General features: G+C 40.5%; 6 protein-coding genes. 3 read left to right on the forward strand and 3 right to left on the reverse strand.

From position 1 onward, the window contains the following. Window positions 1-23: 23 nt before the first annotated feature. Window positions 24-2,906: an aminomethyl-transferring glycine dehydrogenase gene (gcvP, locus tag ACH11B_RS10670; RefSeq protein ID WP_130856241.1), complete on the reverse strand. Its 2,883-nt coding sequence runs from the start codon at window positions 2,904-2,906 to the stop codon at window positions 24-26. A gap of 255 nt (window positions 2,907-3,161) precedes the next feature. On the opposite strand from gcvP, the gene ACH11B_RS10675 reads away from it, so the two are divergent. After that, window positions 3,162-3,338 (forward strand): hypothetical protein, encoded by a 177-nt coding sequence (locus ACH11B_RS10675; protein WP_165446977.1) that lies wholly within the window; start codon window positions 3,162-3,164, stop codon window positions 3,336-3,338. 94 nt (window positions 3,339-3,432) lie between these two features. On the opposite strand, the gene ACH11B_RS10680 is transcribed toward ACH11B_RS10675, so the two are convergent. Then, the gene (locus ACH11B_RS10680) at window positions 3,433-6,150 is read right to left on the reverse strand and encodes a carboxypeptidase-like regulatory domain-containing protein (protein ID WP_377613459.1); all 2,718 of its coding nucleotides are present in this window, start codon (window positions 6,148-6,150) and stop codon (window positions 3,433-3,435) included. A 458-nt stretch (window positions 6,151-6,608) separates the two neighbouring features. Here ACH11B_RS10680 and ACH11B_RS10685 point away from each other — a divergent pair, with 458 nt between their 5' ends. Next, on the forward strand, window positions 6,609-8,906 hold the full coding sequence (locus ACH11B_RS10685) for an NADP-dependent malic enzyme (RefSeq protein ID WP_013665367.1): 2,298 nt from the start codon (window positions 6,609-6,611) through the stop codon (window positions 8,904-8,906). A gap of 76 nt (window positions 8,907-8,982) precedes the next feature. Continuing rightward, window positions 8,983-9,567: a Holliday junction branch migration protein RuvA gene (ruvA, locus tag ACH11B_RS10690; RefSeq protein WP_377613458.1), complete on the forward strand. Its 585-nt coding sequence runs from the start codon at window positions 8,983-8,985 to the stop codon at window positions 9,565-9,567. Here the strand turns inward: ruvA and ACH11B_RS10695 are convergent. Further along, a complete protein-coding gene (locus ACH11B_RS10695) occupies window positions 9,519-12,071 on the reverse strand; it encodes a hypothetical protein (protein WP_377613457.1) in 2,553 nt (850 codons plus the stop codon). The two genes, ruvA and ACH11B_RS10695, sit on opposite strands and share 49 nt — an antisense overlap. Window positions 12,072-12,471: the final 400 nt, after the last annotated feature.

The following is a 12,471-nucleotide window of genomic DNA, read 5'->3' on the forward strand; positions in this document are numbered from 1 at the left end:
GCTAATACCTAACCGCTTACCTCCTAATAGCTCGCGGCTGCCTCCTCATATTCACTTAAAGGCGGGCAAGAACATACTAAAGAGCGGTCACCGTAAGAATCATTCACTCTTCCTACTGCGGGCCAAAATTTATGTGCAGCAACATATGGGAGAGGATATGCGGCTTCTTCCCTTGTATAAGGTCTATTCCATTCATTGGCACTAACTACTGCCAAAGTATGTGGCGCATGCTTTAATACATTTTCGTTTTTATCCACCGCTCCCGACTCAATGGCAGCAATCTCCCTTCTGATAGCCAAAAGCGCATCGCAAAAACGATCTAATTCTGCTTTTGGCTCCGATTCTGTCGGTTCTACCATAAGCGTACCGGCAACAGGGAAAGACACCGTTGGTGCATGGAAGCCGTAGTCCATTAAGCGTTTAGCAATATCGCCTACTTCAACACCATAACTCTTGAAGCTTCGACAGTCGAGAATCATTTCATGGGCACATCGGCCACTAGCGCCTGCATACAATATTTTATAATCGTGTTCAAGCCTAGCCTTAATATAATTGGCATTAAGAATAGCAAATTTAGTAGCATTGGTTAGGCCGTCGGCACCCATCATCGCGATATAAGCATGCGAGATAAGTAAAATAGAAGCTGATCCAAACGGTGCTGCTGCAACGGCAGAGATAGACTTGCCTTCATTAATATTAACCACTTCATGGCCAGGTAAGAAGGGTACTAAATGCTCGGCAACACCAATAGGTCCCATCCCGGGGCCACCACCACCGTGCGGAATACAAAAAGTCTTATGAAGATTGAGGTGGCAAACATCTGCGCCGATACTTGCAGGACTTGTTAAACCAACCTGCGCGTTCATGTTGGCACCATCCATATATACCTGACCGCCATTTGCATGGATAACCTGGCAAATATCGATAATCGATTCTTCAAATACCCCATGGGTAGATGGGTAGGTAACCATCAAACAACTTAAATTATCTTTATGCAGTTCAGCCTTGGATTGCAAATCGGCCACATCAATATTACCACGCTCATCACAGTTTACAACAACGATTTTCATGCCGGCCATCGAAGCAGAGGCCGGGTTGGTACCATGTGCAGACGATGGAATGAGCACGACGTTGCGGTGATGGTCGCCTCGATCTTCATGGTATGCTCTAATAACCATGAGACCTGCATACTCACCTTGTGCACCCGAATTGGGTTGAAAACTCATTTTAGCAAAGCCGGTGATGGCAGAAAGCCACCGGTTTAGCTCGTCAAGCATTTGCATATAACCACCAACCTGATCGATGGGGGCAAAAGGATGTACTCTATTGAACGACTCCCAAGATACAGGTATCATTTCGGTTGTAGCGTTTAACTTCATCGTACAAGATCCCAGTGGAATCATCGAATGGCAGAGCGATAAATCTCTAGCTTCGAGTGACTTGATGTAGCGTAGCATTTCGTGCTCAGCATGATGCGTGTTAAACACTTCATGCGTTAAATAGGCCGAGGTACGTTGTAGCGCGGTTGGGATTACGCTTTCCAGTGCTGATGTTTTGAATTCAACATCCGCCAAATTTTTTGCTTTTACCTTCGCAAAAACACGAACAATTTCTTTGATATCCTCCAAGCTGGTAGTCTCATCTAATGAAATATGGACGGTTTCGCCTTGGTAGTGAAAGTTCATTTCATGGTTCAGCGCTTCTGCGTGTAACGGATTACATAAATCCCCAAGATGGAAGGTTAGCGTGTCAAAATAGGCCTCATTCTCTTGTCTATAGCCAAGCGATGTAAGCGTATTAGACAAAAGCACAGCTAGTCCATGAATTCTTTCTGCAATAGCGCGTAAGCCTTGTGGTCCGTGATAGGTGGCGTAAAACCCCGCCATAATAGCAAGAAGCGCCTGCGCCGTACAAATATTAGAGGAAGCTTTGTCCCGTCGAATATGCTGTTCACGTGTTTGTAAAGCCATTCGCAGCGCGTAATTCCCCGATGAGTCGATGGTGACCCCAATAATCCTACCGGGAATATTACGTTTATAAGCGTCTTTTGTTGCAAAGAAAGCTGCATGAGGACCGCCAAAACCCATAGGGACACCAAAGCGTTGCGAGGAACCAACCACAATGTCTGCTCCCCATTCTCCCGGTGGCGTTAGCAAGGTAAGGCTCATCAGGTCGGCCGCAACACTCAAAGTTGCTTGATGTGCATGAACTTTTTCAGCAAAGCTGCGGTAATCAAATACCTTACCGTCGCCGGCCGGATATTGGACTAGAGCTCCAAAGATATTTTCATTAAATTCGATCGAAGTATGATCACCAACTAAAAGTTTGATGCCGTAAGAAACGGAACGTGTCCTTAATACATCTAAGGTTTGTGGAAAAACATTCTCTGATACAAAAAAAGTATCGGCATCTTTATTTTTACGTAGGCTATACTGCATAAACATCGCTTCTGCTGCAGCAGTTGCCTCGTCTAATAAGGATGCGTTCGCTATTTCCATACCGGTAAGGTCAATGATAACCGTTTGGAAATTTAATAACGCCTGTAATCTGCCTTGTGCTATTTCAGCTTGGTAAGGTGTGTATTGTGTATACCAGCCTGGATTTTCAAATACATTTCGCAAAATAACACTGGGTGTAATCACATCGTAATATCCTTGGCCGATGTAAGATTTGAACACTTTGTTTTTAGAAGCAATTTGCTTCAATCGCTGTAAATATCCCGTTTCAGTTAAAGCTGGTGGTAAGCTTAAGGGACTTTTTAAACGAATTTTAGTTGGAACGGTTTCATCAATCAACTGATCGATGCTATTAACGCCAATAGTTTTAAGCATCTCAGGAACATCTTGCTTATTCGGCGCAATATGGCGTTCCTCAAATTTCTCTTGAAAATTTATGTTTAAGTTCATTCATGTATGAATTATAGACGCAGTTTCAATCTAAGTAACAGAGCATAAAGCTGTTTAAGAGGGATTTAGCTGGTTGTTACCCATTTTAAGATCTCTTCATTTAAGGGCACAAACATAGACAAAATGCCCTTCATTTGCAAGTCATTAACACAGCTTATCTATACATACTTTGTCATTTTTATGTGGCGATAAAATTAAAGAATGGACGCTGTTAAAAAGATTTTACCTAGCTTTGAATATCGAAGACTACTAAGTATGAAAAAATCGTTACCACTGATCGCGATGGTTTCCGGGTTTATATCTTTTATTGGAATTATTTACATGATGCTGCATCCCGAATTACCCAGTATATTGGTTTTTCTAATCTACGGGCTAGCTACCTGTGCAGGTGTATGTGGTTTACTTTTAATCGGAAAAAAAAGAGAACGTTAGCCAATACAACATTTGCATATTGGCTAACTACTCGCTAATTGTAATCGCAAGGTTATGAACCCACTTTGTGCGGTTATCACATTGACGATTGTTTTTATTCCACCTTGTAACGATAAACAGCCCGCCCGATATTGCCGTTCTCATCGATGCCTTCTACCACAGCTTTATAAGTGCCTAGGCCGCTAGCATTATAGAATTGGAAACTCGCTTTCCCTTGACTATCGGTAATAACATCCGGATTCCAATAAACGGTGGTACGCCAATCGATTCCGGGAGTACTGGTTGGCGTATATTTCGGTAGGTAAAAGCTGCGTTCAGCTTGGTAGCCTAAAGGTGTAATCGTTACGATGTTAGATTTTGGCAAAAGATTTTCCAATTCAGCCTTGCTGATGCGCGTACCTTGTGGTTTCTTTTTCGTGTTGATCACCAATACGCCATTGCTTTGGTAGGTTCTGTTTACAGTGCCCAAATCATCACGTAAAAATATCTCCACTGACTCCACCTCTGCCGGACTGACGGTATTGATGCCATTCACATCAATGGCCATTCCATTTAAAAACACCTGTACCGGTGTCCGATTTCCTTGGTTATAATCTCGTGTGATGTAAAAGTTGTTGTCCATAAAGGTTAAACCCATTGCGGCTGTCTGTAAGCAATTAATAAGCAGATTACAACCGGTGAATCGAGCGCCGTCAATCAGGTGGTCAGGGATAGGGCTTAAGCCTGATAAAGCCGGGTACTGCGTATGGCGAGGTTTTGGTGCTACTCTTTCCGTAATAACGACTTCTTCTAAAAGCCGCTCAGTTCGATACTGCCTTGCACTATTTTTAAGATAGGGCGTTAATGTACTATCTATATTAAGTATTTCGTCCGGTGCGGTGAAACCTGGTGTGATAGCAGGAAATGCGTCTCCATTCAATGTGATCTTTAAATTTTTATAGTTCTCATTGTTCCTTGCGCTGATAGTGACCTGTGCCGAGTCAGTAAACATAACATTGCTAAACTTGAAGTTACCCTGTTCATCGGAGTAAGTTTCAACTGTCTTCTTATCATTGCCTATGCTCAATTCGAGTTTGCCGTTAGGTACTGCTATTCCGTTTAATAGGCGGAGTGTGCCGGTGATATCAATGCCCTGTTCCGGTAAGAAAGAAACAGGAGGTATTTTATCACCGATAATATCTTTATAATCAAAACGGCGATACCCTTGCGTCAACATAAGTATGTCTAAATGGCTGCGAGTTTCAGGTGTTACTTTTTTGAAGTAATAGTTCGGTTGCTCCACATAACCCTTGATATCTGAGGTTAACAACAGGCTGCTAAGAATTGTTGTCTCTGCATTTTCGTTGAAAGGAACCTTCGACTCGTCAATAACCGAAACAGAAAAAGTTCCAACGGATTGTGAGCTATCCGTGGATGCATTTAAATGTAATTGAACGGCCTGCTTCGCTGCATAACTTTTTTTATCGGAGCTTAATGTAAGTTTAAGTTCGTTAGCACGTTGAATAAAGACCAGTCGCTCACTCAAAGGGATACCGGAAGGAGAAAGTAGCGTGAATTGTACAATGCCTGATGGAAATTTATTTTTTGGTACGGAGGCATTGATGCTCGCACTGTTCAAAGGAGTTTGTGCTGCGTAATAAATTACACCATCGCTTTGCGCGACTAATGAGAAAACTTTATTCTGATTTTGTTGTAGATAAAGATCATTCGAAATTATTTTCACAGCTATGTTTAAACTGTCTGAAGGATCAATGGCTAAACTCGTTCCGAAAGGCCGCACCTTCGGAAGTTGATAGCTGTACGTAGCGCCATTTTCGGTAGTAACTTTTGCAGTGTACACGGCATCTGCTTTAGGTGTTAGATTAAATTTGCCCATGCCTAGATGTTGGGTCTCAATGCTTGCAACTTCTTGGCCCTGCTGATCTACCACTTTGCCTGTGATAGCCATTCCCAATCCATCACCTCCTATCGACTTGAAGGCAACTTCACTCGGTAAATCGGCAATTAAATATCCTCCTTCCGGAAAAAATTGGACATCCGGTGTCTGAAATGCCCCACGTAGTTGATAACTTGTGTTAACGGAACGGTTATTGTCTAAACTGATGGACGTATTTAATATCCCGTCTTTTAAAGCCTGTTGTTGCTCATTCGATAGACTTACTTGTAAATAGCCATTTTTGTCAGTATTACCTCTTCCTTTGCTTAAGCTGCTTGTGCCGCGCATAAGTTCCCAGGAAACCCGTTTATCTATTAATGGCTTCCCTTCTTCGTCTGTATAGCGGATCCGGCCGTTAACAGTTGTTGCTTTTCCTCCAGGGGCAGCAACAAAACTAGCGTGAGTTTTTACCCTTTTATTGAAAACGTCTCCAATAATGATATTTTTATTAAAAAAATAATCCGGGTCAAAATTCATCATGTATTTTGTATATGCTCTAATGCGATAATTCCCCTGTTTATAGATAAGCGGATCTAAAACGAGACTTCCATTGCCCGTGCCGTTATTGCTGGGAATCATGGAGGTTTTCATTAAGGAATCTCGGCTATTGAGCACCTCTATGTAGACAACCTTACTAAGGTTCGAAAGTTGATGATGACTGGTCAAATAAGATTTAAACCATATGGTGTCGCCCACAGCATAATAGGGTTTGTCAAAATGGAGATAAACTTTTTCAATAGGTTGCTGCGTAGCTAAGGTATTGGTTTTTTCAACAATGGTATTTAAATTAATTCCTTTTTGTCGGGATTGACTCCAGACTTGTAGGCTGTAAAACGATAAAATAGCAAAAAGTAAATATCGGTTGAGCTGTCTCATATAGTGATTGTCGAATTTTTTATAAATCGCTAATTTATCGATTTATTCATTTACTTCTGTTTTTTAACAGATTTTTAACAAAACTTATACTATATCATAGGCCCTCGTTAATCATCATGTACTGCTGCATCCTTAACCTCCTCATCTGATCATAGCTAGGGTTTAAATAGACATGAAGCAAATGTACGAGCCAAAAATATGTATTTACAGAGAAGGTACTTTAAGGTTACACGAAAGATACTTCATAGGTGCTTTAAGCCGGCATCGCTGTTAAGTGATACCGATTAGGGCATATATTCGCGTTTCCTTCCATGATCTTAACACTTGCTCAAATCAATAGGTGAAATGCTAGGTAGTACTCACAAAACTTCCTACCTTTGGTGCTTCATCAGATTTGCCATACAAATACGATTGTTGGTAAAAATGAGAAAGAATATAGAATAAAAGAAATAATTAAAATGAGCAAAATTAATCGTAAGCAAGATGCGCTAGACTATCATGCTAACGGCCGTCCGGGTAAAATTGCCGTAATACCTACCAAACCAACGAATTCGCAACGAGATTTATCATTGGCCTACTCACCGGGCGTTGCTGATCCCTGTTTGGAAATTGCCGCCAATAAAGAGGATGTCTATAAATATACAGCCAAAGGAAATTTGGTGGCTGTTATCAGCAATGGAACTGCCGTGTTAGGACTGGGTGATATCGGACCTGAGGGGGGGAAACCTGTTATGGAAGGAAAGGGTCTTTTGTTTAAAATATTTGCCGATATTGACGTCTTCGACTTAGAACTTGATACCAAGAATGTAGATGATTTTGTCCGCACGGTTAAAATATTGGAACCTACGTTTGGAGGAATCAATTTAGAGGATATCAAGGCGCCGGAATGTTTTGAGATTGAGCGTCGATTAAAAGAGGAAATGTCTATTCCGGTTATGCATGACGATCAACACGGTACCGCCATTATCTCCGGTGCTGCCTTAATCAATGCCTGTGAGTTACAAAAGAAAAAGCTGGAAAAAGTTAAAATCGTTGTTAATGGAGCTGGGGCTGCTGCTATTTCTTGTTCACGTATTTATGTTTCGCTAGGTGCAAAGCCGGAAAATATTGTGATGATTGATCGGGCGGGTGTAATAAGAAAAGATAGGGAAAACCTAGACGCATTAAAGGGTGAATTTGCGACTGATCGGAACATTCATACTTTAGAAGAGGCTATTAAAGACGCCGATGTATTCATCGGCCTTTCTGCGGCCGATGTACTAACAGCCGATATGCTAAAAACCATGAGCAAAAATCCCATTGTTTTTGCCATGGCAAACCCAAATCCTGAAATCGCGTACGACTTGGCCGTAAAAACGCGTAAGGATGTTATCATGGCGACAGGCCGTTCTGATTATCCAAATCAGGTGAATAATGTATTAGGTTTCCCTTATATATTCAGAGGTGCCCTTGATGTACGAGCTACAGGTATTAACGAAGAAATGAAATTAGCGGCGGTATATGCTATTGCGAAGTTGGCGAAAGAACCGGTGCCGGAATCTGTAAATCTCGCCTATAATATAAACAACCTCAAATTTGGTAAAGACTACATCATACCTAAACCAACTGATCCGCGTTTGATTACGGAAGTTGCCCCTGCTGTTGCGAAGGCAGCTATCGAATCCGGTATTGCAAGGGCAGAAATTAAAGATTGGGAAGCATATAAAGAAAATCTTAGAAAGCGTTTAGGTTTAGATGACGTCTTAATGCGCGACTTAAGTGCTGCAGCGCGGCAAAGCCCTAAACGTGTTGTTTTTGCGGAGGCAGATAACTATAAAATCCTAAAAGCAGCCCAAATCGTTAAAGATGAAGGTATTGCTCACCCCATTCTGCTGGGTAGAAAGGAGAAGATCCAGCGTATCATCTCCGAGCATGCTTTAGACCTACCAAATGTTACAATCATTGATCCGTTGGAGGAGATCGATACGCCAAAATTTAAACAATATGTAGAGGCACTTTATAGAAAAAGGCAACGTCGCGGTATTACCTTGTTAGAAGCTAATAAATTTATGTTAGATCGTAACTACTATGGCGCAAGTATGGTCGAGTTCGGTGAAGCAGATTGCCTGATTTCCGGTTTGACAAAAAATTATGCGACAACTATTCGTCCGGCACTGCATGTCATTGGTACTCGTTCAGGTAGCCGCGTTGCAGGTATGTATATGATGCTAACAAAGAAAGGGCCTGTTTTCTTTGGAGATACAACTGTAAACAAAAATCCAACTGAAGAAGAATTGGTAGACATCACGGTACTCCTGCATGATGCGGTCAAGAAAATGAATATTGACCCGCGAATTGCCATGTTGTCCTACTCAAATTTTGGTTCAAACGAAGGGGAGATCCCTACAAAGATGCGTAATGCAGTTAAAACGCTGCATGAGAAATATCCTCATATTGTAGTGGACGGAGAAATGCAGGCCAATTTTGCCACTAATAGTCAAATGTTGGCAGAGAATTTCCCGTTTACCAATTTGAGTGGCGGCCCCGCCAATGTATTGGTTTTCCCTACCTTAGAATCAGGTAATATTGCTTATAAATTATTGCAAGAGTTAGGAGAAGCAGAGGCAGTAGGACCAATTTTGTTGGGACTTAATAAACCGGTGCACGTTTTACAGCTAGGCAGTTCTGTCCGAGAAATTGTGAATATGGTCACTATTGCGGTCGTCGACGTGCAAGCCAAAGAGAAAGAAGCGGTAGGGAAAGAGAAAAAGAAGTAGATTTTTTAACTAGCTAGTCGGTGATAACCAACTAGCTAGTAATTATACTAACAACTAAAGGTTAATACCTAAAGAAATGTACGAATATTTAAATGGAAAACTGGTATACAAATGTCCCACGTATGTGGTACTGGATGTGAATGGCGTCGGCTATCATGTTAACATTTCTTTGTATACATTCGGTAAGATCAAGGATTGTGAGCAATGTAAGCTCTATGTTAGTTTTCAGGTTAAAGAGGACGCTCATTCACTATATGGATTTGCAGAAGAAGGAGAACGTAAATTATTCAATCACTTACTGTCTGTTTCGGGTATTGGAGCGAGTACAGGACGAATGATTCTGTCATCGATTACGCCAACTGAAATCCAAACCGCTATTGTCCAAGGCGATGTAAAGCAAATACAACGCATTAAAGGAATCGGACCTAAGTCTGCGCAACGCATTATATTAGAGCTGCAAGACAAGTTAAAGAAAGAGGGCGCCGACACCCTGATATCGGTTCCCCAACATCAGTCTGTGCCTGAGGAGGCTCTTACAGCCTTAGTAATGCTTGGTTTCAATAAAGCGCAAGCTGAAAAAGTACTAACCGAAATTCAAAAAAGCAACATAGCTCAATTTACCGTCGAAGAATTGATTAAAGAGGCCTTACGGAGGTTATAAAAACTTTCCGGTTTATATCGACTGTGCTCGAACAAGGCTTGCAAAGCCGTTTGATGTTCTGCTATTAAACTCTTTTGATCTTCTTGTAATGAGGAAAGAACATAAACTCTGACTTTTGCCTCGTAAAACTTCAGATTAAACTGTTTTGAAATCAATATTAATTGGCGGGCAAGGTGCAAGAAATCTCTATGCTGGTTTCTTAACAAGTCCAGATCCAATAAGCCTAATTGTAGTCGATTGATCGTGTGGGAGCTATTTGTCTGTACAGCCTCTTCCTTTGCTTGTAAAGCAAGGTCTGTTTGATCCATCGCTAGATATCGTTCGGCGAATGCCAGCTGAATACAGGCTTTAAAGTCGCTGGTCACTTTCCTATTCATATCCAAGCCATACTGATTTACAATCTGAAGATATTGCAAGGTGATTTCCTCCGAAGTTTTAATCTTTAACAAAATGTAGCCCAAGACATAAATAAGTTGTTTATGTACAAGATTTGTGCTCCGCTCAGGATAACGGCAAAATAAACGTATTTCGTCAATGGCATCTTCTTTTAAAACGTTATGCCGATAATAATGGTGGATATTTTCGATAATGAGCAAGGGATTCAATGAAAAGTCTGCAAAATGCTCTCGAGGCATTGAACGTAATATTTCAATATGTTTCAAGGTCTCTTCATCACGCAGATATAGCAATTCAAAAAAGGCTAGTGAAGTGTGAAGTAAAATTTTTTGTTGTGGAGAAATATGATATTGAAGCAATTTTTTAAGTGCTAGCTCATATTCTGTTTCCAATAGTATATGGTCCAGGGCGATATCAATAAAGGCTGAGTTGGCAAAAGCCCGATTAAGGGTGCTACCGATCGCTGGATTGGCATTTATTACGTAATCGAGGTTGCTACAGGTAAATAAAATGAGCGAAGCTTGATAGGGTTCAATGAACTCAACGTCTTGCATGTGGTTGAAAATATCCAAATCACCTGTTTCAAGTGAAAAAATGATAAACCACTTTAATAATGTAAGTTTTATGCTATCCGTATAAGGGCTGCTTTGAACCCAATCGATCAAGGCTTTATCGACCTGCCCATGTTGTTTGTCGAGAACATCCTGAGTGATAAAATAGGAAGCAAGAACTAACGACTTGAACCTTATCTGGTAAGCGGCTCTCGTACCTTTTTCTTCTTGATGTTCATAAAGGATGCCTGCATGCAAAAGTTCGCTATAAATGCTGTTATTTTCTTTAATAATGGCATATGCTTCTTTTTTGTTGATGTATGCGTGATCATCCGAAAAATTCACCATTCTAATCAGCTGGCTGAGCATAACCTGTTTTTCAGCAGCCAATGCGCCCTTAAGAATATTCTTGTGTAAGTATAAAGAGGCAATTGCAAATTCATCTGCCGGATTTAGTTGATCAACTCCCAGACTATCACCTTTTAACTGATAGTAATATTGAAAGTGTAAGGGCAAGCTAATTACCGGAAAATATTTTCTGGCATAATCTGTGTCGATAGCCTTGGCATTGCTAATCTTGTCAATTAATTCATGGATCTCCTGGCTTGTAAAGGCTGGTAGGTTAACGGCATTTGCGCGTTTGCTGCAAGGGAAATCGGTAAACCAGAGCTTATTGATTTCTGAATGATTTTCGATGAGGTGCCCGTACTTTTGCCAAGTAGAGGGACGAAGCGTAATGATGATCTTCATCCAGGGATAATTGGATAGATAGACCGTCATATCAATCAGTTGTTTAAAAACAATGTCAAATAATCGATTATTGATAAGATTATTGTTGAAATCGTCTATGATGATATAAAAATTTCCCGGTGCTCCCTTTTCATACTGTAAGATAAAATCTTCAAAATGTTGTTGTTGAGGAAAATTAAGTAAATGTGCCAGCCATTTGTTGCTATGAAATCCAAAACCCGCAGCAAAAAAGAGCGAAGAGCTGTTCACATGTAGAAAAATGTTACTCCTGTTTTCTACATGGTTTGCGGCCAATTGCCTATCTACCCAATGCGTGATACCAATCGTTTTGCCCATTCCTGAAGGTGCACTGATAATGCAGCCCGTGGTATCGGTCTCTAAAAAACGCTGAATATGATCTGTGATCGACTGCCGTTCAATGGTATATAAATAGGAAATTCCACACTTATGTTTATTTGTTTGGATGGTAAAACGTGTGATATTATGTGCAGCTTGTGCGATTTCGTTCCAGGTAATATGTTCTTTGGAATCATCTTTTTGCGTCTCCATCTGTTTGATGAAGTCTGTCCAACTATCGTAACCACAATACTGCGATAGCGCATTCAACGTAAAAGTAGAGGGCGCATAACGGGCGTGTGCAAAACCGTATACACGTTTGATCGTCGTTTGACTGATCGTTTTGTGCGTTTTGGTTGAGATATCCAATGCAAGTTTATAGCAATCAGCGGCGATGATGTTATCAATCTTCGCAATTTCTAATACCTTATTTTTTAACTCTTGAATATGAGGTTGTAAAAATATCTTCATGCTTTCTGTTTTGGTCAACAACTGTGTTAATGCACCGTGTGATAAAGATAAGAGTTAAAGTTTTGGTTAACAAAAACAGAAAGCTTAATAAAAATGAAAATTTCTTTCGCAAAATTTAAAAGCACTTTTTTTTCTTGAGAGCGTAAAGTAGGAGAGCAGTTAGTGTTTTCCATCTACTTAATATGTAAATCCTTTGTTTTATAGCTTTTTAACAATCTTTTTACATCAATAACCTAGCAATCAATTATTGATAAGTAAGTTCTGAACAGTGTGATTAGTGTGAAAAAATTGTGAATAAATGTGTTGTTTGTTTTAAAAACTGAACAAACTGAACATGAATTTGTATTAGTGAACACCGTGAACACGCCTAATTCTAAATGAACATTGTGAACAACTAATT

The organism is Olivibacter sp. EAT-5, assembly GCF_044784325.1.
Taxonomy (GTDB): Bacteria; Bacteroidota; Bacteroidia; order Sphingobacteriales; family Sphingobacteriaceae; genus Olivibacter; species Olivibacter oleidegradans.

What these genes read in the sequence shown, in the direction of transcription:
- gcvP (WP_130856241.1), bottom strand. Translation starts at nt 2,906, where the DNA reads ATGAACTTAAACATAAATTTTCAAGAGAAATTTGAGGAACGCCATATT.
- ACH11B_RS10675 (WP_165446977.1), top strand. Translation starts at nt 3,162, where the DNA reads ATGAAAAAATCGTTACCACTGATCGCGATGGTTTCCGGGTTTATATCT.
- ACH11B_RS10680 (WP_377613459.1), bottom strand. Translation starts at nt 6,150, where the DNA reads ATGAGACAGCTCAACCGATATTTACTTTTTGCTATTTTATCGTTTTAC.
- ACH11B_RS10685 (WP_013665367.1), top strand. Translation starts at nt 6,609, where the DNA reads ATGAGCAAAATTAATCGTAAGCAAGATGCGCTAGACTATCATGCTAAC.
- ruvA (WP_377613458.1), top strand. Translation starts at nt 8,983, where the DNA reads ATGTACGAATATTTAAATGGAAAACTGGTATACAAATGTCCCACGTAT.
- ACH11B_RS10695 (WP_377613457.1), bottom strand. Translation starts at nt 12,071, where the DNA reads ATGAAGATATTTTTACAACCTCATATTCAAGAGTTAAAAAATAAGGTA.